At 71.5% G+C, this 20,241-nt stretch carries 21 protein-coding genes; 16 read left to right on the top strand and 5 right to left on the bottom strand.

Features of this window, described 5'->3' with window-relative positions:
* The first annotated feature begins 3 nt into the window (after positions 1-3).
* A complete protein-coding gene (locus ACXVUM_RS18760; protein WP_458523422.1) occupies positions 4-693 on the top strand; it encodes a ribonuclease HII in 690 nt (229 codons plus the stop codon).
* 9 nt (positions 694-702) lie between these two features.
* Positions 703-1,026, top strand: a complete 324-nt coding sequence (locus ACXVUM_RS18755; RefSeq protein ID WP_458523421.1) for a DUF2469 domain-containing protein — start codon at positions 703-705, stop codon at positions 1,024-1,026.
* Here ACXVUM_RS18755 and ACXVUM_RS18750 read toward each other — a convergent pair.
* Positions 992-2,749, bottom strand: coding sequence for an MFS transporter (locus ACXVUM_RS18750; protein WP_458523420.1), 1,758 nt, complete (start codon positions 2,747-2,749; stop codon positions 992-994). The genes ACXVUM_RS18755 and ACXVUM_RS18750 overlap by 35 nt on opposite strands.
* 5 nt (positions 2,750-2,754) lie before the next feature.
* Positions 2,755-4,179 carry a condensation domain-containing protein gene (locus tag ACXVUM_RS18745; protein WP_458523419.1) on the bottom strand — a complete coding sequence of 475 codons (1,425 nt, stop codon included), beginning with the start codon at positions 4,177-4,179 and terminating at the stop codon, positions 2,755-2,757.
* Between the two features lie 342 nt (positions 4,180-4,521).
* Between ACXVUM_RS18745 and ACXVUM_RS18740 the strand changes: the two genes are divergently transcribed.
* The 6 genes from ACXVUM_RS18740 to ACXVUM_RS18715 all read left to right on the top strand — a co-directional run bounded on the left by ACXVUM_RS18740 (position 4,522) and on the right by ACXVUM_RS18715 (position 10,590).
* Positions 4,522-5,535, top strand: a complete 1,014-nt coding sequence (locus ACXVUM_RS18740) for an alpha/beta hydrolase (protein WP_458523566.1) — start codon at positions 4,522-4,524, stop codon at positions 5,533-5,535.
* Positions 5,536-5,626: 91 nt separating this feature from the next.
* On the top strand, positions 5,627-6,004 hold the full coding sequence (locus ACXVUM_RS18735; RefSeq protein WP_458523418.1) for a YraN family protein: 378 nt from the start codon (positions 5,627-5,629) through the stop codon (positions 6,002-6,004).
* A complete protein-coding gene (locus ACXVUM_RS18730) occupies positions 6,001-7,524 on the top strand; it encodes a YifB family Mg chelatase-like AAA ATPase (RefSeq protein ID WP_458523417.1) in 1,524 nt (507 codons plus the stop codon). The genes ACXVUM_RS18735 and ACXVUM_RS18730 overlap by 4 nt, the downstream gene beginning before the upstream one ends.
* Positions 7,521-8,711, top strand: coding sequence for a DNA-processing protein DprA (gene dprA, locus ACXVUM_RS18725; RefSeq protein ID WP_458523416.1), 1,191 nt, complete (start codon positions 7,521-7,523; stop codon positions 8,709-8,711). The genes ACXVUM_RS18730 and dprA overlap by 4 nt, the downstream gene beginning before the upstream one ends.
* Before the next feature lie 60 nt (positions 8,712-8,771).
* Positions 8,772-9,617 (top strand): siderophore-interacting protein, encoded by an 846-nt coding sequence (locus tag ACXVUM_RS18720; RefSeq protein ID WP_458523415.1) that lies wholly within the window; start codon positions 8,772-8,774, stop codon positions 9,615-9,617.
* A 73-nt stretch (positions 9,618-9,690) separates the two neighbouring features.
* Positions 9,691-10,590 (top strand): tyrosine recombinase XerC, encoded by a 900-nt coding sequence (locus tag ACXVUM_RS18715; RefSeq protein WP_458523414.1) that lies wholly within the window; start codon positions 9,691-9,693, stop codon positions 10,588-10,590.
* A gap of 5 nt (positions 10,591-10,595) precedes the next feature.
* On the opposite strand, the gene ACXVUM_RS18710 is transcribed toward ACXVUM_RS18715, so the two are convergent.
* Positions 10,596-11,132 (bottom strand): M23 family metallopeptidase, encoded by a 537-nt coding sequence (locus ACXVUM_RS18710; RefSeq protein ID WP_458523413.1) that lies wholly within the window; start codon positions 11,130-11,132, stop codon positions 10,596-10,598.
* A gap of 262 nt (positions 11,133-11,394) precedes the next feature.
* Here ACXVUM_RS18710 and rpsB point away from each other — a divergent pair, with 262 nt between their 5' ends.
* From rpsB to ACXVUM_RS18685, 5 genes are all read left to right on the top strand, one after another.
* The gene (gene rpsB, locus ACXVUM_RS18705) at positions 11,395-12,231 is read left to right on the top strand and encodes a 30S ribosomal protein S2 (RefSeq protein WP_458523412.1); all 837 of its coding nucleotides are present in this window, start codon (positions 11,395-11,397) and stop codon (positions 12,229-12,231) included.
* A 143-nt stretch (positions 12,232-12,374) separates the two neighbouring features.
* Complete coding sequence (gene tsf, locus ACXVUM_RS18700) at positions 12,375-13,199, top strand: translation elongation factor Ts (protein ID WP_458523411.1); 825 nt, start codon at positions 12,375-12,377, stop codon at positions 13,197-13,199.
* Positions 13,200-13,357: 158 nt separating this feature from the next.
* Positions 13,358-14,110, top strand: a complete 753-nt coding sequence (gene pyrH, locus ACXVUM_RS18695; RefSeq protein ID WP_458523410.1) for a UMP kinase — start codon at positions 13,358-13,360, stop codon at positions 14,108-14,110.
* Positions 14,111-14,180: 70 nt separating this feature from the next.
* The gene (frr, locus tag ACXVUM_RS18690; RefSeq protein WP_458523409.1) at positions 14,181-14,738 is read left to right on the top strand and encodes a ribosome recycling factor; all 558 of its coding nucleotides are present in this window, start codon (positions 14,181-14,183) and stop codon (positions 14,736-14,738) included.
* Positions 14,739-14,761: 23 nt separating this feature from the next.
* Complete coding sequence (locus ACXVUM_RS18685; protein WP_458523408.1) at positions 14,762-15,643, top strand: phosphatidate cytidylyltransferase; 882 nt, start codon at positions 14,762-14,764, stop codon at positions 15,641-15,643.
* Between the two features lie 45 nt (positions 15,644-15,688).
* Here ACXVUM_RS18685 and ACXVUM_RS18680 read toward each other — a convergent pair whose 3' ends face one another.
* Positions 15,689-16,066, bottom strand: coding sequence for a LapA family protein (locus tag ACXVUM_RS18680; RefSeq protein ID WP_458523407.1), 378 nt, complete (start codon positions 16,064-16,066; stop codon positions 15,689-15,691).
* A 127-nt stretch (positions 16,067-16,193) separates the two neighbouring features.
* On the opposite strand from ACXVUM_RS18680, the gene rlmN reads away from it, so the two are divergent.
* Together rlmN and ACXVUM_RS18670 are read left to right on the top strand one after the other, a co-directional pair.
* Positions 16,194-17,303, top strand: a complete 1,110-nt coding sequence (gene rlmN, locus ACXVUM_RS18675; RefSeq protein ID WP_458523406.1) for a 23S rRNA (adenine(2503)-C(2))-methyltransferase RlmN — start codon at positions 16,194-16,196, stop codon at positions 17,301-17,303.
* A 4-nt stretch (positions 17,304-17,307) separates the two neighbouring features.
* Positions 17,308-18,606 carry a flavin monoamine oxidase family protein gene (locus ACXVUM_RS18670; RefSeq protein WP_458523405.1) on the top strand — a complete coding sequence of 433 codons (1,299 nt, stop codon included), beginning with the start codon at positions 17,308-17,310 and terminating at the stop codon, positions 18,604-18,606.
* A 3-nt stretch (positions 18,607-18,609) separates the two neighbouring features.
* On the opposite strand, the gene ACXVUM_RS18665 is transcribed toward ACXVUM_RS18670, so the two are convergent.
* Positions 18,610-18,903 (bottom strand): DUF2631 domain-containing protein, encoded by a 294-nt coding sequence (locus ACXVUM_RS18665; RefSeq protein WP_458523404.1) that lies wholly within the window; start codon positions 18,901-18,903, stop codon positions 18,610-18,612.
* 92 nt (positions 18,904-18,995) lie between these two features.
* Between ACXVUM_RS18665 and dxr the strand changes: the two genes are divergently transcribed.
* Entirely contained in the window at positions 18,996-20,231 is a 1,236-nt protein-coding gene (gene dxr / locus ACXVUM_RS18660) for a 1-deoxy-D-xylulose-5-phosphate reductoisomerase (RefSeq protein WP_458523403.1), read from the top strand.
* The last annotated feature ends 10 nt before the right edge of the window (positions 20,232-20,241 follow it).

Genomic DNA, 20,241 nt, shown 5'->3' with positions numbered 1-20,241 from the left:
GGCGTGCGATCACGCAGGTGGCCACCTCGGCCCTCGGTCCGTCGGGCCGCGAGCCTGCGCACCTACGAGTTCGTCCTGAACAACAGCGGTCTGGGGCCCGTCGCCGGTGTCGACGAGGCGGGACGCGGTGCGTGTGCGGGCCCGCTCGTGGTGGCCGCGTGCATACTCAAGCCCACCCAGCCGGTGTCGCTCGCCGAACTCGACGACTCCAAGAAGCACACCGCCGCGATGCGGGAGACGTTGTACCGCTCGGTGATCCGGCACGCCGTCGCGAGCAGTGTGGTGGTGATCGACTCCGCCGAGGTCGACCGCATGGGCATCCACGTCGCGAACATCGAGGGGATGCGACGGGCGATCGCCACGCTGTCCGTCCGCCCCGGCTACGTCCTCTCCGACGGCTTCCGGGTCCCCGGCCTGACGGTGCCGTCGCTGCCGGTGATCGGTGGTGACGGCGCCGCGGCCTGCATCGCCGCGGCGAGCATCCTGGCGAAGGTGACACGCGATCGCATCATGGTCGCGATGGACGCCGACGTGCCCGGCTACGAGTTCGCCGTACACAAGGGGTACAGCACCGAACTGCACATGGCGTGCATCGATCGGCTCGGTCCGTCGCCGCAGCACCGGATGTCCTATCGCAACGTCCGTGAACGCTCCCGGCCGGGAGCGGGGTCGGCGTCGGACGCCACTGGCTAGGCTGAGCGCATGAGTGCGGAGGATCTCGAGAAGTACGAGACAGAGATGGAGCTGTCGCTGTACCGCGAGTACAAGGACGTGGTCGGCCAGTTCACCTATGTCGTCGAGACCGAACGGCGCTTCTACCTCGCCAACACCGTGGAGATGGTGCCGCGCAACGCCGACGGCGAGGTCTACTTCGAGGTGCGGATGTCCGACGCGTGGGTCTGGGACATGTACCGTCCCGCGCGGTTCGTCAAGCAGGTCCGGGTCATCACGTTCAAGGACGTGAACATCGAGGAACTCGAGTCCTCCGAACTCAGACTGCCGGAGGACGGGGCCCTGCCGACCTGATCGGCCCCGGGGTGGCCCGGCCGAGGGCCAGGCACGCCGCCGAGAGCACCGCCGCGATCGCGGCGATCGTCCACAGGGTGACCACGAACGCCGACAGGAACGCCCGCGCCGCGGCATCGTGTGCCGCCTCCCGCAACGCCGGGGCCGCCGCGGCCAGCACGCGGGCCCGCGGCCCGGACCCCGCGTCAGCGGCGGTGGAGCACCCGGGTGGGGCCACCTCGGGACGAGGTGAGGACAGTTGACGTCGCGCGCAGTCGGCGAACGACCCGGCGACGAACGGGGCCACCTCCGCCGGGACCGTCGTCGCCCGCAGTGCCGTCGTGAGGCGCTGCGTCGACTGCTCGGTGGCGGTCGGCGCGGCCGCCGCGAGTTGCGCGAAGAAGAAGACGCCCACCACCGCGAGGCCGACGGAGGCGCCGATCTGCTGGACGGTGGGCACCATCCCCGACGCCGAGCCGACGGTGTCGTCGGTGGTTCCCGAGACGATCGTCGCCTGCAGGGGCGCGACGAACAGCCCGACACCCACCCCGCCGAGAACGAGGGCGGGGACGAGCGGCGCGAGGTCGAACGCCCCCGACGACGGGTCGAGCACAGCCGCGGTCCACGCGACGGATGCCGCGAACACGACCATGCCGAGCGCGAGGGTGCGCGCGTGCAGCACACGGACCACCCAGGACGAGCCCACCGACCCGAGCGCGGCGCCGATCGCGAACGGCAGCGTGATCACGCCCGTTCGCAGAGCGGAGTACCCGAGCCCGAACTGTGCTGTCACCGACATCGCGAAGAAGAACGCTCCGAACACACCGAAGAACGCGACCGACAGCAGGCACCCGACGGCGAAGGCGCGGCTGCGGAAGAGATCGACCCGCATCAGCGGGTCCCCGCCGCGGGCCAACAGCGCGCGTTCGTGGACGACGAACCCGGCCAGCACGACCACCGCGACGCCGATGAGGACCCACGTCCACGTGGGCCAGCCCTTCTCACGTCCGACGGCCAGCGGATAGATGAGGGCGAAGAGCCCCACCGAGGACAGGCCGACGCCGGCGGGGTCGAACCGGACGGTCCGGGCGGTGCGCATCACCGGCAGGCACCGCCACGCGATCACGCAGGCCACCACCCCGAACGGCAGGTTGACCAGGAAGATGCTGCGCCACCCCAGCCCGGCGACGTCGGCCGAGATGAGGGCGCCGCCGACCACCGGCCCGCAGATGGCCGCGACACCGGCGGTCGCCCCGTAGACGCCGAAGACGAGGGCGTGCCGTGCCCTGGGGAACATCGCGGCGATCACGGCGATCGTCTGCGCCGAGGCGCAGGCCGCGCTCACGCCCTGCACACCACGCAGCACGATGAGCTCCGTCGGACCGGTCGCGGTGCCGCACAGGACCGACGACAGGGTGAAGGCGGCGAGAGCACCGACGAACACGCGGTGACGGCCGACGCGCTCGCCGATCCGCGAGCCGGTCATCAGTGTGCAGGCGAACGCGAGGGTGTAGACGGTCAGCACGAGCAGCTGATCCGACGACGTCGCTCCCAGGTCCCGGGCGAGGTCGGGCAGCGCGATGTTGACGATCGTGGTGTCGACCATCTGCATGAACACCGCGATCAGACACGCCGCGAACGCCGCCCACGCCGCAGCCGGACCGGGCTGCTGCCACGGCGGTGCGACAGCCCCCTCGCCGTCGGCGCCGGTGCTGGGCGAGTCGACGGCCGGCAGGTCCGCCATCGGACTCAGTGGGTGAGCGAGGTCGACGACGGGACGTGGTCGCCGACCGCGGCGATGTCGGCGAAAATCTCGGTGAACCGCTCGACGTAGCGGTCGATCGACTCCGCCGCGGTGACCGTGTCGGGGTAGAGCAGTGTCAGCACCGTGTAGTCGGGGAACCGGTTGACCCACATGTAGACCTCCTCGGAGGACCCGCGGTTGCCGTAGACACCCCCGTTGATGTGGTCGAACATCTGCGCTCCCGGCAGCTTCCGCACGTCGATGAAGCTGACCATCGGCACCACCCAGCCGTCGGGGACCTCGATGCCGGAGTCGGCCGGGATGAGCTCGACGACCCGGTGCAGCGACACCTCGGACAGCGTCTTGCCGGCGTCGAACGACCGCTGCGTCGGACCCACGAGCGACGTGAAACTGCTGTCCTCGGCGAAGTCGGTCGTGACGGGGATCAGGTTGGTGAACCAGCCGACCGAGTTGAACTCCTCGGGCGTGGTGCGCGTGTTCTTCGGGGTGAAGCCGAGGTAGCGAGAGGTCCCGGTGATCTCGTGCGCGAGGATCCCGGCGGCGGTCAGCACGCCGGCGGTGAACCCGGCGCCGTTGGCGCGGCAGACCGCCTCGACGCGATCGGACGCCGGGCCGTCGAGGAGCGGCACCGTCCGGACGCGACTGCGGGTGTAGCCGTCCTCGGCGACGCCGAGGTCGAGGGGGAACCGGGGGAGGGTGCCGCCGTTCGCCGACAGCAGCGACAACCACCGTCCGACGCGCTCGTCGGAGAGGTCGAGCGCGGCCCCGGTGGTCCGCTCACGGGTGCAGTAGTCGAGGTAGCTGCCGGCCGGCGCCACCGCCGGCGTCGTGTTCGACACGAACGCGCCGTACAACGCGATGAGGTCGACGCAGGCGAGTGCCTGGGACACGCCGTCGGAGTTGAGGTGATCGACGGCGAAGTAGACGGTGAAGTCGTTCTCGTGCTCGATGACCCCGACACTCATGCAGTCCCAGTCGAACGGGCCGGGTGTCGTGTGCTGGACGTGGGTGAGGATCGCAGCGCTGTCGGGGAGGTCGCCGTGGTCGGTGGGTGCGAAGTCGACGTCGTCGGCGTCGAGGACATGCCGGGTGACGCTGCCGTCGGTGTCGATGTCGAACCAGCTCAGGAACGTGTCGTGCCGACGCAGGAAGGCGTTGACCGTACGGGTCATGGCCTCGACGTCGAGGCGTCCGCCGATGTCGAACGAGATCAGGCACAGTCGGGAGAAGCGGAAACCGGAGGCCTCGTTGCGGCGTGCCGCGCGCAGATACGACTGCTGCTGGTAGGACGGCGGGACGGGATGGGGCGGGGCCGCCGCGGCGGCGGCGACCGCTGCCGGCGTCGCCCGCCACGTCGTGACCCGGCCGGGGGTCGGTGTCCACTCGTCGATGAGCCCGAAATCGATCATGTCCGACATCCCTCCGGCGCGACGACGCGCGCCCGTACCCACGACCACACCCCACCCGCGCCGGTGGGTGTACACGTGCCTGCGCCCACCTCGAATCGGGTGATGCGTGACCAGCGGGAGTCCTTGTGCCACAACGAGCGTTGAGACGTGACGGGCCCCACCCCGCGGCGACGGTAACGCGCACGCATGAGCGGGGGCAACTCGCGCGAGTCGCCGGACGGTGCTGTGACCTGCATTACCGTCAGGTATGGTCGCCTGCGCACCGTGGCGATGGGGGTCGTCCGGTTCGTGTTCGGACAGCCCGGTCGACGACTGCGCGGGTTCCGGCAGGTCGACGAGGGGATGAGGGGTGTGAGAGTTCGACGCGCGATTCCGGCGGTGTTGGTCTCCGTCGTGACGGTTCTGACGGCCGGCCTGCTGGCCGCCGCCCCGACGGCGTCGGCGGAGCCCGCCGCGACCGTCCTGTCCGAGAGGCCCGGGCCGCCGGGGACCCTCTCGCTCACCGTCTCGTCACCGGCGATGCGCGCCGACATGCGTGTCGACGTCATCCCGCCCCGGGACCCTTCCGCGCCGCATCCGACCGTGTACCTGCTGAACGGCGCGCAGGGCGGCCTGAACGGCAGCAGTTGGCTCGACCAGACCGATGTCGTGCGGTTCTTCGCCGACAAGAACGCCACCGTGGTCATCCCGCTCGGCGGGGCGGCGAGCTACTTCGCCGACTGGCGCGCCGACGATCCCGTGCTCGGACACCAGAAGTGGGCCACCTTCCTGACGCGGGAACTCCCGCCGGTGATGGACTCCCGGTTCGGCGGCGACGGCCGCAACGCACTGGCCGGGATCTCGATGGCGGGGACGTCGGTCCTGCAGCTGGCCATCGACGCGCCCGGGCTGTACCGCGCTGTCGGGTCCTACAGCGGGTGCGCACAGACGTCCGACCTCGTCGGGCAGGCCTATGTCCGGTTGACCGTCGCCCGCGGAGGCGGCAACGCCGACAACATGTGGGGTCCCGTCGGCGATCCGGACTGGGTGCGCAACGACCCGTACGTCAACGCCGAGAAGCTGCGCGGCACCGCGCTCTACATCTCTGCGGCGACAGGTGCGCCGGGCCCGTACGACCGGATCGACGGGCCCGGGATCGACGGGAACGTCGCCGAACTGGTCTCGCGGATCGGCGTGGGGGCTGTCATCGAGAGCTCGGTGCGACGGTGCACCGTCGCACTGCAGGCCAAGCTCGACCGGCTGGGGATCCCCGCGACCTTCTCGTTGCCGCCGGCGGGGACCCACAGCTGGCCCTACTGGCAGGACAGCCTGCACCGCTCGTGGCCGCTCTTCGCCCGCGCACTCGCCGTCGACTGACCATCCCCAGTTCCCGGCACCCTCACAGGACGTCGGGTCCGCGGTGGTCTGATCCGCCCCGGCGACGGCGGCGGGCGACACAGTTGCCGTCGTGGAGGACAGCCGACGGCCACCGAGCCGACAACTGATCGGACGTCGTGGCGAGGACGCCGCGACGGAACACCTCGTGCGGCAGGGCTATTCGGTGCTCGCGCGCAACTGGCGATGCCGCTGGGGAGAGCTCGACATCGTCGCGTGCGAGGATTCGACGCTCGTCGTCGTCGAGGTGAAGACCCGCACGGGGACACGCTTCGGCACGCCGGCGGAGGCGGTGACCGCGGCGAAGCACCGGCGACTGCGTCGACTCACCGGCCTGTGGCTGGACACGCAGGCGCGGGGGTTCGCCGCGATCCGCGTCGACGTCATCGCCGTCCTGCTGGACCTCCGGACCGACGCCGTGGCCGTCGAGCACATCCGGGGGATCTCGTGAGCGGCCTGGGTCGGGCGCGATCGGCCGCGGTCGTGGGGGTGTCGGGCAGCCCCGTCGAGATCGAGGCATTCGTCAACCAGGGCCTCCCGGGGGTCGCCCTGGTGGGACTCGCCGACGCCTCGTTGCGGGAGGCGAAGGACCGGGTGCGGGCGGCCGTGACGAACTCGGGGTGCAAATGGCCCGACGGCCGGGTGGTGCTGAGCCTGTCGCCGGCCACGATGCCGAAGAGCGGTTCCGCCTACGACGTCGCCATCGCGGTCGCCGTTCTGGCGGCGAGCGAGAAGGTGCCACCACATCTGCTCGACGAATGCCTGTTCCTCGGCGAACTCGCCCTCGACGGGCGGATCCGACCTGTGCACGGTGTGCTGCCGTCGGTGATGGCCGCGGTGGCCGAGGGGCTCACCCGGGTCGTCGTCCCGCGTCGCAACGCCGCCGAGGCCGCGCTCGTCCCCGGTGTCGAGATCGGCGCCGCCGACCACCTCCGTGACGTCATCGCATGGTTGGCCGGTGAGCGCGCGCTCGACTCGGTCGACACGACCGACCCCGTCGCCGTGGCGCCGTCCCGCGGCGACGCCGTCGACATGGCCGACGTCGTCGGACAGGACGAGGCCCGCCGTGCGCTCGAGATCGCCGCGGCCGGCGCGCATCACGTGTTCATGACGGGCCCGCCGGGTATCGGCAAGACCATGCTTGCCCGGCGACTCCCGGGGATCCTGCCGCCGCTGACCGAGTCCGAGGCGTTGGAGGCCACCGTGATCCACTCCGTTGCGGGCACGCTCCCGCCCGGTGGTCCGCTCCTGACGGAGCCGCCGTTCATCGCGCCGCACCACTCCACCTCGCACACCGCGCTGGTCGGGGGTGGCACCGGGATGGCTCGCCCCGGCGCGGTGTCCCGCGCGCACCGCGGGGTGCTGTTCCTCGACGAGTGCGCAGAGATGGGGGTGAAAGCCCTCGAATCGTTGCGGACCCCCCTCGAGGACGGACAGACGCGCGTCTGGCGCCGCGACGGCGTCGCGACGCTGCCCGCCCGGTTCCTGCTGGTGCTCGCGGCCAATCCCTGTCCGTGTGCCCCCGCGCACGACGTCGACTGCGTCTGCACCTCCCAGGCGCGGCGTCGCTACCTGGGCAGGTTGTCCGGCCCGCTGATGGATCGGGTCGACCTCCGCGTCCGGATGGACCCGCCGGGGACGGCGGCGCTCACCGGTGGTGTCGGTGAGTCGAGCGCCGACATCCGGCTCCGGGTGATCGCCGCCCGCAGCGCTGCCCGCGAGCGGTGGTCCGACAACGGGTGGACGAGCAACGCCGAGGTGCCGGGGTCCGCCCTGCGCACACGGTTCGCGTTGCCGTCGGTGGTGACACGGCCCATCGGGCTGTACCTGCGCGACGGCCGCGTCACCGCACGCGGTGCGGACCGGGCCCTGCGTCTGGCCTGGACGTTGTGCGATCTGCGCGGCGGTGTCACGCCCTCGCAGGACGAGGTGGCGCAGGCGTTGATGTTCCGTGATCGGGAGCGGGTGTGAGCGCCCCGCCGTCCGGCCCCGACACCCGCCGCCTCCGGGCGTGGGCCTATCTGTCCCGGGTGGCCGAGCCGCCGTCGGCGGCACTGGGCCGACTCGTCGACGACATCGGGGTCGAGGAGGCGGCCCGGGCGGTCCGGGCGCGATCGGTGCCGCCGGCTCACAGCGGTGTGCTGCGGTCGACGGCGGCGCGGTGCGAGACGGACTCCGCCGCAGACGATCTGCGCACCCTCGACCGGCTCGCCGGCCGACTGCTGACCCCCGACGACGACGAGTGGCCGGGGTGGGCACTGCATGCGTTGCAGACCGCCGACACCGCCTCCCGCGGTGGACCGCCGCTGGCGCTGTGGGTCCGCGGTCCTGCACGCCTCGCAGACATCGCAGACGCGGCGGTGGCGGTCGTCGGCTCGCGGGCGGCGACGTCGTACGGGACGCGGATGGCCTCGGTGGTGGCCGGAGGTCTCGTCGAGCGGGATCGCGCGGTGGTCTCCGGCGGCGCCTACGGCATCGACGGCGCGGCGCACCGCCGGGCTCTCGCCGACGGCGGTGTGACGGTGGCGGTGACCGCGTGTGGTCTCGACATCGACTACCCCGTCGACCACGGTGCGTTGTTCGCCGAGATCGCCCGGACCGGTGCGGTGGTCACCGAGTACGCGCCGGGGACGACCGCTGCCCGCCACCGGTTCCTGGCGCGCAACCGGCTGGTGGTGGCGCTCACGGGAGCGGTCGTCGTGGTGGAGGCGGGTCGACGCAGCGGAGCGAACAACACCGCCGCGTGGGCGCGTGTCGTCGGTCGACCGATCGGCGCGGTACCCGGTCCGGCCACATCGGCGATGTCGGTGGGGTGTCACGCGCTCATCGCCGACGGGTACGCCCAACTCGTCGACGGGCCGGCGGCGGTGGAGCGTCTGGTCGCCCCCGACGGCGGGGGAGCGACCGCGAACCCCCGCACGGTCGTCGACGGGCTGGATCCGACCGTGGCCCGTGTGCGGGAGGCGGTCCCCGCCTCCGGGGGATCCACCGTCGCCGAGATCGCCTTCTCCGCCGGCGTCGACGTCGCCACGACGCGAGCGGCTCTGGCCACCCTCGACATGCTCGGCCTCGTCGACGGCGACGGCGCCACATGGGCATTGCGACGAGCCGCGGCGAGCCGGGGGAACGGGGGTGGGCAGGCGCCGAGACTCCTGTGACGGGGACGTGTCCGAAGTGTCTGGTTAGGCTTACCTAACGTCGGGTGTAGGCTCTGGTGCATGGCCAAGCGACTGAACACGATGGAGGTCCGCCGCACGGAGTGGATCACCCCGCACATGGTGCGCGTGCATCTCGGCGGCCCCGGTTTCGCCGACTTCGCACGGACCGACGACACGGACGCATATGTGAAGTTCGTGTTCGGTGCGCCGGGCGTCACCTACCCCGAGCCGTTCGACCTCGACCGCATCCGCGCGGACTTCGCTGCGGAGGACCAGCCGGTGCTCCGGACCTACACGGTGCGGTCCGTCGACACCGAACGCGGCGAGATCGCCGTCGACTTCGTCGTCCACGGGGACGTCGGTGTGGCGGGGCCCTGGGCCGCCTCGGTGCAGCCGGGGGAGGTCGTCCGCTTTCTCGGGCCGGGAAGCGGCTATCGCCCCGATCCCACCGCGCCGTGGCACCTGCTGGCCTCGGACGAGGCGGGCCTCCCTGCGCTCGCCGCCGCCCTCGCCGCCCTGCCGCCGGATGCGACGGCGCAGGCATTCATCGAGGTCGCGGGCCCCGAGGACGAGATCGCCCTCGACGCCCCGCACCGGGCGACCATCACCTGGGTCCACCGTGGTGCCTGTTCCGACGCCGCCGACGACTCGGTCGCCGGCGACAACGCCCCGCTCGTCGAGGCGGTTCGCACCGCGCGATGGCTCCCCGGGGAGCCGCAGGTGTTCATCCACGGTGAGGCCCAGGCGGTCATGCACAACCTGAGGTCCTACGTGCGCAAGGAACGCGGTGTCCCCGCGGCGAAGGCGTCCATCTCCGGGTACTGGCGCCGTGGCCGTACCGAGGAGGGCTTCCGACAGTGGAAGGCCGAGCTCCGGCGGGCCGAGGAGTCGGTCCCCGCGAGCTGACCCGACGCATCGCTTCGGTCACGACGGGGCGCGTCGCGTGTCCGTCGGTTCGCGCGCGGGTGAGGCTGGGTCCATGCACGACACCGGGCGCCTGGCCGATTTCGAGGCGTACCTGCGCCACGAGAAGGGGCACAGCGAACACACCGTGCGCGCCTACTGCGCCGACGTGCGGTCGCTGGTGGCCTTCGCCGGGTCCCGGGAGATCGCTCTCGCCGACATCGATCTCGACCTGCTGCGCGCCTGGCTCGCCCAGACGGCGCGTCGCGGCGCGGCGCGGACCACCGTCGCCCGCCACGTCTCGTCGGCGAAGACGTTCTGCGCGTGGGCTGTCCGCGAGGGCGTCCTGGCGGGGGACCCGTCGGCACGTCTGCAGGCGCCGCGCGCGCACCGGACGCTGCCGCCGGTGCTCACCGCAGACCAGGCCGCGGCCGCGGCCCGATCCGCACCCGGTCCCGACGAGGGATCGCCGCTCGCCCTGCGTGACACCGCCCTCGTGGAGATCCTCTACGGCACCGGCATCCGCGTCGGCGAGCTCTGCGGTCTCGACCTCGACGACGTCGACGACGACCGCCGCGTGCTGCGGGTGGTCGGCAAGGGCGACAAGGAGCGCAGCGTCCCGTTCGGTGTCCCGGCCGCGCGTGCTCTCGACGGGTGGCGGCGGCGCGGTCGTCCGGAACTGGCCGTGTCCGCGTCGGGTAGAGCGCTGTTCCTCGGGGTCCGCGGCCGACGACTCGACCAGCGCGCAGCACGCCGGGTGGTGCACGCCGCGGTCGCCGCGGTCGACGGCGCACCCGACATCGGCCCGCACGGTCTGCGGCACTCCGCGGCGACACACCTCCTCGAGGGCGGCGCCGACCTCCGCGTGGTCCAGGAACTGCTCGGGCACTCCTCGCTCGCCACGACGCAGCTGTACACCCACGTCGGCGTCGACCGCCTGCGCGCGGTACACCGTCAGGCCCACCCGCGGGCCTGACGAGGTCATCCGGTCGCGAGGGGCAACAGCCGGACCCGTACCGCCCCCACGAGTGCGCGGGGATCGAGGTAGGTGGCCGACCGTCCGGTGCCGCGGCGCGCACCCCAGTGCAGACACGGTGTCGCGCAGCCCGGGTGCCCGGCGATGAGGACCCCGATCGGCGACCCGCGGGCGACCGCCGCGCCCGCGGACACCGTCGGCTCCACCGGTTCGTAGGTGGTGACGATGCCGTCGGCGTGCAGGATCGACACCACCTCCTTGCCGCCCACGGCACCGGCGAACCGGACCGTCCCCGCCCCGGCCGCCAGCACCGGCCCGATGCCGACGAGATCGACGCCTCGGTGTCCGGCGAGCCATCGCTGCGCCGGTGGGTCGAATCCGCGCGCCACGGTCGGTCGGGGGAGCAGGGGCCACCCGTAGCCGCCCGGGATGCGTCCGTGCGCGGGCCCCGTCTCGCCGAGTGCGACGCAGATCGCGATGGCGACGACGATCACGATCCGCCCCACCGACGTCGTCGGCCCGCCGTGAGTCCCCATGTCCATGGGACGCAGCCCGGACCCGATCGGTTCCGCGGGATTTCGTCCGCCCGGCGGGCGCGGCTACACTGGCCGACGCACTCCACCTCCGGGTGGGGTGACTTCGCACGCCTGGACACGGTGAGCACCCCGGAGGGGCTCGGTCATCGGACACATCCCGGTCAGGCGGTCCCGGAACGCACGCGCGTGCCGGGTTCTGACCGGAGCAGGCGTCAGGGTCGGCCGCACCCGCGGTCGACGTCGAACTGCACACGAGAGAAGACACGACATGGCTGTCGTCACCATGAAACAGCTGCTGGACAGCGGCGCCCACTTCGGCCACCAGACACGACGGTGGAACCCGAAGATGAAGCGGTTCATCTTCACCGACCGCAACGGCATCTACATCATCGATCTGCAGCAGACGCTGACCTACATCGATCGCGCCTACGAGTTCGTCAAGGAGACGGTCGCCCACGGCGGCACGATCCTCTTCGTCGGCACCAAGAAGCAGGCTCAGGAGTCCATCGCCAGCGAGGCGACGCGCGTGGGGATGCCCTACGTCAACCAGCGCTGGCTGGGCGGCATGCTGACCAACTTCTCCACCGTCCACAAGCGTCTCCAGCGCCTCAAGGAGCTCGAGACCATGGAGCAGACCGGTGGCTTCGAGGGTCGCACCAAGAAGGAAATCCTCATGCTGACGCGTGAGATGACCAAGCTCGACCGGACCCTCGGTGGTATCCGGGACATGGGCAAGGTGCCGTCGGCCATCTGGGTGGTGGACACCAACAAGGAGCACATCGCCGTGGGTGAGGCGCGCAAGCTCAACATCCCGGTCATCGCCATCCTCGACACCAACTGCGATCCCGATCTCGTCGACTACCCGATCCCGGGCAACGACGACGCGATCCGCAGCGCCGCGCTGCTGACCCGTGTGGTCGCCTCCGCCGTCGCCGAGGGCGTCCAGGCACGCGCCGGCCAGTCGGGCGACGCCGACGCCAAGCCCGAGGCGGGTGGCGGCGAGCCGCTGGCCGAGTGGGAGCAGGAGCTGCTCACGCAGGCCTCCGCGCCCGCGGGCGACGCCCCGGCCGCCCCTGCGGGTGACGCCCCGGCCGCGCAGGCCTGATCGTCTCTGCTGCACAGGCCCGATCGACCCGGCCGTTCTCGGCCGACCGCCGATCGACACATCACCGCGCTGCCCGTCCCGCCCCGAGTCGTCCTCGGCGGTGGGGCGGGCGTCGCACCATCTGAGAAGGAGGCTCGCCACCGATGGCGAACTACACCGCCGCCGACGTGAAGCGGCTCCGTGAGCTGACCGGCTCGGGGATGCTGGACTGCAAGAACGCCCTGGCCAACAACGACGGCGACTTCGACAAGGCCGTCGAGGAGCTGCGTATCAAGGGCGCCAAGGACGTCGGCAAGCGTGCCGAGCGGTCCACCGCCGAAGGGCTCGTCGCCGCACGCGACGGGGTCATGGTCGAGATCAACAGCGAGACCGACTTCGTCGCGAAGAACGCGGAGTTCCAGGCGCTCGCCGACTCGATCGTCGACGCCGCCATCACCTCGAAGGCCACCGACCTCGACTCGCTGGCGGCCGCCGAGATCGACGGCCAGACCGTCGCCGACGCCGTCGCCGCGCTGTCGGCGAAGATCGGCGAGAAGCTCGAGCTGCGCCGCATCGCTGCGTTCGACGGCAGCGTGGCCAGCTACCTGCACAAGCGGGCCTCGGACCTGCCGCCCGCGGTGGGTGTGCTCGTCGAGTACACCGGCGACGGCCCGGATGCGGCCGAGGCCGCCCGCGGTGCCGCGATGCAGGTCGCCGCGCTCAAGGCCCGCTACGCCACCCGCGAGGAGGTGCCCGCCGACATCGTCGAGAACGAGCGGCGCATCGCCGAGCAGACCGCCCGCGAGGAGGGCAAGCCCGAGCAGGCGCTGCCGAAGATCGTCGAGGGTCGCGTCAACGGCTTCTACAAGGACGTCGTGCTGCTCGACCAGTCGTCGGTGCAGGACTCCAAGAAGACGGTGAAGGCCCTCCTCGACGAGGCCGGCGTCACCATCACCCGCTTCGCACGGTTCGAGGTCGGGCAGGCCTGACCCGCCGCCTCGCACCACCAGACGCCGACCCCGGGGCCATCGCCCCGGGGTCGGCGTCTGCCGTCGGGGCGGGGGAGCCGACGGTGACCACATAGGATTGTCCGCGGCGAGGCCCGTCGGCCCGCCGATCTCGACATCCACGACCCTGAGGAGCGCTGGTGACCGACGGTTCTGTCCAGACACCCGAGGCGACCGACACCCCGGCGCGGCACGGCTTCTCCCGTGTCGTGCTGAAGCTGGGCGGCGAGATGTTCGGGGGCGGCAAGGTCGGCCTCGACCCCGACGTCGTGTCGACCGTCGCCGCGCAGATCGCCGAGGTCGTGCGGACCGGCGTGCAGGTCGCCGTCGTCATCGGCGGCGGCAACTTCTTCCGCGGCGCGGAACTGCAGCAGCGCGGTCTCGAACGGTCCCGCTCGGACTACATGGGCATGCTCGGAACGGTCATGAACTGCCTTGCGCTGCAGGACTTCCTGGAGAAGGAAGGAATCGTCACCCGCGTGCAGACAGCGATCACCATGGGGCAGGTGGCCGAGCCCTACATCCCGCTGCGGGCGCAGCGCCACCTCGAGAAGGGGCGGGTGGTCATCTTCGGCGCCGGCATGGGCATGCCCTACTTCTCGACCGACACGACGGCGGCGCAGCGAGCGCTGGAGATCAAGGCGGAGGTCGTCCTCATGGCCAAGGCGGTCGACGGGGTCTACAGCGCCGACCCCCGCAGCGACCCCGACGCCACGCTGTACCGCGAGGTCAGCCACCGCGAGGTGCTCGAGAAGGGCCTGGCCGTCGCGGACTCGACGGCGTTCAGTCTCTGCATGGACAACGACATGCCCATCCTGGTCTTCAACCTGCTGCAGGAGGGCAACATCGCCCGCGCCGTCGCGGGTGAGAAGATCGGCACACTGGTCATGTGAGTTGTCCGACCGCTTCCCCCTCGGACGCGGCACGACCCACCAACGACGATCGACGACGAAGGGCGAGACCGTGATCGATGAAGCACTCTTCGACGCCGAGGAGAAGATGGAGAAGGCGGTGAGCGTCGCGCGCGACGACATGGGGTCGGTGCGCACCGGGCGCGCGAACCCCTCGATGTTCAACCGCATCGTCATCGACTACTACGGCGCCACCACGCCGATCACGCAGCTGTCCTCCATCAGCACCCCGGAGGCCCGGCTCGTCGTCATCAAGCCGTACGAGGCGTCGTCGCTCGGCGCGATCGAGACCGCGATCCGCAACTCCGACCTCGGCGTGAACCCGACCAACGACGGCTCGATCATCCGGGTGGCGGTCCCACAGCTCACCGAGGAGCGGCGTCGTGAGCTGGTCAAGCAGGTCAAGTCCAAGGGCGAGGACGCGAAGATCTCCATCCGCAACGTCCGCCGCAAGGCCCTCGACGAGCTCAAGCGCATCCAGAAGGACGGCGAGGCGGGCGAGGACGAGGTGACCCGCGCGGAGAAGGACCTGGACAAGACGACGTCCGGCTACGTCGCCCAGGTCGACGACCTGGTGAAGAACAAGGAAAGCGAGCTGCTGGAGGTGTGAGAGCCGGCGGCGAGGGTGTGCAGATGACGGAGAAGTCGGGGGCCGAGCCGTCCGGGGTGGGCGGAGCGCAGGAGCCCGCGAAGAAGACGTCGCGTGCGGGTCGGGACCTCCCGGCCGCGTTCGCCGTCGGGGGTTCCCTCGGCGTCGGTGTCATCCTCGTGCTCGTCTTCGCGCCGCTGGTCTGGATCCCGGTCGTCGCGGTGTCGATCGCGGTCGCGACGTGGGAGGTCGCCAAGCGTGTCCGCGACGGCGGATACGCCGTCGGGATCATCCCGCTGATGGTCGGTGGGCAGGCCATCATGTGGTCGGCGTGGCCGTGGGGCCCGACGGGGGCGCTCGTCGCCTTCGCCGCGACCGTGCTCGTCGCGATGGTGTGGAAGCTGCTGAGCGGCGGCCGGACCGAGGCCCCGGTGAACTATCTGCAGGATCTGGCGGTGACGGTCCTGGTGCTCGCCTGGCTGCCGCTGTTCGCGTCCTTCGCCATCATGATGGTGACCCAGGATCACGGCTGGGCGCGGGTGCTGACGCTCATGATCGTCGTGGTCTGCTCCGACGTCGGCGGCTACACCGCCGGCGTCCTTTTCGGACGCCACCCGATGGTGCCGGCCATCAGCCCGAAGAAGTCGTGGGAGGGCATGGCCGGATCCCTGGTCTTCGGGACGGTCGGTTCCGTTCTGCTCGCCTTGTTCCTGCTCGACGCGCACTGGTGGATCGGGCTGGCCCTCGGCCCGGTGCTCGTGATCTGCGCGACCCTGGGCGATCTCGTCGAGTCGCAGGTCAAGCGCGACCTCGGCATCAAGGACATGGGGACGCTGCTGCCGGGACACGGCGGGATCATGGACCGGCTGGACTCGATCCTGCCGTGCGCCTTCGTGGTGTGGGCGATCCTCGGCGCACTGCTCTGAGACGACGCCCGCCGTACCCGCGGCGGGTACGGCGGGATCCGCCGATCAGGCCTTGCGCACCGCGCGTCGCACCTGGAACATCCGTGCACCGCCCACGACGGCGGTGATGAGCGCACCGGCGATCGCGGCGATCAGGAGGCTGACACCCTGCGGCAGGTTCACCTGCCAGAAGAAGAGCTGGATCTCCTGCTTGTCCAGGTTCTGGACGATGAACACCAGCAGCAGGATCAGCACGATCGCCCCGACGATGAGACCGACCCACGCCGACTTGGTGCGCGTGTGCCGTACGTCGGCGAGTGCCCGCTTCACCGAGTCGGGCTGTGCACCCGACGAGTGGGCCGCCGGTGGGCCGTCGTGGTGGACCGGACCGTCGTCATGGACCGGGTCGTGATCCGATGCGTCTGTGGACTCGGGATTCGTCATGCGGGTCATCATCCACCGTCACGCCCACGCACGCGGCGACTCGCGGGGGAGTGAGGACCGATCGTGACCGGGTGCCCCGAGTCGGTGACGATTGGATTTCCGGCGGCGGGTGCGGGACCGTTGTCGCATGCCCGGTCCCGACCTGCCTCTGGTGTTCGACGCGCCCAAGCGCGGCCGGCCGCCGACGCATCTGGCCGACCTCGACCGTGCCGGTCGTCGTGCCGCGGTCGAGGCGCTCGGGCTGCCCGGATTCCGCGCCGACCAGCTCGCCCGTCAGTACTACGGACGTCTGTGTGCCGATCCCGCCGAGATGACCGACCTCCCCGCGGCGCTGCGGTCGACGGTGGCGGAGTCGCTGTTCCCGACCCTCATGACACCGGTGCGCCACATCGCCTGTGACGACGGCACCACCCGCAAGACGCTGTGGCGTCTGCACGACGGCACCATGCTCGAGTCGGTGCTGATGGGATACGCCGACCGCACCACCGTGTGCGTCTCGAGTCAGGCGGGGTGCGGCATGGCATGTCCGTTCTGCGCCACCGGTCAAGGCGGACTCGACCGCAACCTGTCCACGGCGGAGATCGTCGACCAGGTCCGGGCCGCCGCGCGTGCCGTCGCCGACGGCGAGCTCGCCGGGGCGCGTCGACTCTCCAACGTCGTGTTCATGGGGATGGGTGAGCCGCTGGCGAACTACACCCGCGTGCGGGATGCCGTGCACCGCATCACCGCCCCCGCGCCGGAGGGGCTGGGCATCTCGCAGCGCTCGGTGACGGTGTCGACGGTCGGGCTGGCCCCGGCGATCCGCCGCCTCGCCGACGAGCGGATGCAGGTCCGGCTCGCGGTGTCCCTGCACACCCCCGACGACGAACTGCGCGACACCCTCGTGCCGGTCAACAACCGGTGGTCCGTGGAGGAGGTGCTCTCCGCGGCGCGGTACTACGCCGACGTGTCCGGGCGACGTGTCTCCATCGAGTACGCCCTGATCCGCGACGTCAACGACCAGCCGTGGCGTGCGGATCTGCTGGCCAAGCGGCTCCGCGCGCACCTCGGGCATCTCGCGCACGTCAACGTCATCCCGCTCAACCCCACCCCGGGCAGCGAGTGGGATGCCGCCCCCAAGGCGGTGGAACGTGAGTTCGTCCGGCGGGTCAACGACGGCGGGGTGCCCTGCACCGTGCGTGACACCCGCGGACAGGAGATCGCCGCGGCCTGCGGTCAACTCGCCGCCGAGGGCTGAGCCCGTGCCCGACGGCACCGACCACGACGTGGTGGTCGTCGGCGCGGGGGTGTCCGGTCTCGTCGCGGCACGCGACCTCCGTCGATCCGGGGTCGACGTCGTCGTGCTGGAAGCGTCGTCGCGCTGCGGCGGACGGACGCTCACCGTCACCTCGTCGCTCGGCTCTGCGATCGACCTCGGCGGGCAGTGGATCGGGTACGACCACCACCGGTTCCGCGCTCTCGCAGACGATCTCGGTGCCGCGCGATTCCCGATGCGCACCGCCCCCATGCCGACGATCGTCGCGGGCGGTCGACCACGTTCGGCCCTCTCACCCGTCACGCTCCTGGCCGCCGCCCTGCTCGGGCTGATCGAGATCGGTCGCCGCCGACACCCGCCGCGACGGTGGTCGGACCGCTCGATCGCCGATCTGCTGCACAAGATCCCTGCCGCGCCCCGTCGTGTGCTGGAGGTGACCGCGGCCATCTCCTGGACGGCCGACCCGCACCGGATCTCGATGCGCACCGCCGCGCAGATGATGGCCGGACAGGGTGGGCTGGCGACGATGCTGGCGACGAGGGGCGGGGCGCAACACGAGTTGCTGGTCGACGGTACCGGCGCGCTGGTCGACGCCCTGGCCGCCGAGCTGGGTGACGCGATCCGCCTCGACACGCCGGTCACGACGCTCGACCGCGACGACCTGGGTGTCACGGTCCATGACGCCTCGGGTGTGCGTCGGGCCCGGGCGGTGGTGATCGCGGTCCCGCCCCCGGTGGCCGCGCGGATCACACACAGGCCGTCGTTGCCGACGGCGCGCGCGGTCGTCGAGCAGGGCATGGAGATGGGTTCGGTGTTCAAGGCGATCGCCGTCTACCCGACGCCGTTCTGGAGAGGGCACACGAGCGGCGAGCTGCTCGTCCTGGACCGTCCCGGATGTGCGGTGTACGACACGTCGGCACCCGGGGGTCCGGGACACCTCTGCCTGCTCGTCGGGGGGCCGGAGGCGCGCGATCTCGACGCACTGTCGCCCCGGGCGCGGCGAGACCTGCTGTTGTCCCGGCTGGTCGGTCGTCTCGGGCCGCAGGTGTCGACGCCGGCGGACTGGCACGAGAAGTCGTGGCACACCGACGCGATCGTCGGTGGCGGGTACGGCGCGCTACCCGTCCTGGGTGGAGGCGTCGACCTCCCGCTGCCGACCCGACCTGTCGGGCGGGTGCACTTCGCGGGCTCGGAGACGGCCCGCGATCACCCGGGGTACATCGACGGGGCGATCGAGGCCGGTGAGCGGGCGGCGCGTGAGGTCCTCGCCGCGGACCTCAGGTGAGCGTCAGTTCTTCCACTTGCCGCGGGACAGGACGAGATCACGGATGAGGACGAGCCACAGCGCGGCGGTGAAGCCGACCAACCACCAGTCCTCGACGTGACCCTTGTGGTTGCCGATGATCATCGCCAGCAGGATCAGGCCGGAGATCCATCCGCTGACACGCATGGTGGTCTTCGACTCGCCGTGCCACCCGAATCGCGCCGACGGGGCGTCGGTCGGCTCGCGACGCCACCCGGTGTCGGCGACCTCCAGGTCGTGCGAGTGGTCGTCGGTCTTGGCGATCTCGGTGTCGGCCACGGATCCTCCTGGCTCGGCGCACCGGCCACGCGGGCAGGGCGTCAACGATGGCGTGTAGTAGCGACAGCATATCGGGGGGCACAATGACCGTCGTGCCATCACCCCCGCGCCCGGACGACCGCCCGGACCCCGCCCCCGGTGACAACGGCCGCACGCGGGTCGCCGTCCTCGGTTCCACCGGGTCGATCGGGGTCCAGGCACTCGAGGTGATCGCCGAGCACCCGGACCGCTTCGAGGTGGTGTCGCTCGCCGCCGGCGGAGCCGACCCGCACGCGGTCGCCGAGCAGATGGCGGCGGTGGGTCTGACGTCCGACCGGGTCGCCCTGGCCGACCCGCTCTCCGCGCGACGTCTCGACGACCTGATCGCGGACGGTCCCCACGCGGCGGGGCCGGTCCGCTCCGGCGACGACGCGCTCGTCGACCTCGTCACGTCGGTGGAGGCCGACGTGGTCCTCAACGGCGTCGTCGGGTCGCGCGGACTGCGACCGACACTCGCCGCGCTCGGCACCGGCGCGCGCCTGGCCCTGGCGAACAAGGAGTCCCTCGTCGCCGGGGGCGCGCTGGTCCTCGCCGCCGCGTCACCGGGACAGATCGTCCCCGTCGACTCCGAACACTCCGCGATCGCGCAGTGCCTGCGCGGGGGCACCGCGGCCGAGGTCGACCGGCTGGTCCTGACCGCCTCCGGCGGGCCGTTCCGCGGCTGGACGGCCGACGAGGTCGCGACCGTCACCCCCGAGCAGGCGGGCAAGCACCCGACGTGGTCGATGGGACCGATGATCACCCTGAACTCGGCGACGCTGGTGAACAAGGCGCTGGAGGTCATCGAGGCGCACCTGCTGTTCGGCGTGCCCTACGACCGCATCGACGTCACGGTGCACCCGCAGTCGATCGTCCACTCGATGGTCACCTTCGTCGACGGGGCGACCATCGCCAAGGCGTCACCGCCGTCGATGAAGCTGCCCATCGCGCTCGCCCTCGGCTGGCCCGACCGCGTCCCCGGCTCGTCGACCGCCTGTGACTTCTCCACCGCGTCGCGGTGGACCTTCGAACCCGTCGACGGCGACGTCTTCCCGGCCATCGACGTCGCCCGCGCGGCCGGCTCCCGCGGCGGCTCGCTGACCTGCGTGTTCAACGCGGCCAACGAGATCGCGGCGCAGGCGTTCCTCGACGGCGCGATCCCGTTCCCGAGGATCGTCGGCATCGTGTCGGACGTGCTGGCGCGAGCAGACGAGTGGTCGGCGCAACCGGGTACCGTGGACGACGTCCTCGCAGCCGACGCATGGGCTCGGCGCAGCGCAGAGGACCTGGTGTCGGCGCAGTCGCGCTGACCACATCTCA

The sequence above is a fragment of the Williamsia sp. SKLECPSW1 genome (assembly GCF_054332755.1).
This window is presented reverse-complemented; position numbering and strand designations above follow the sequence as displayed.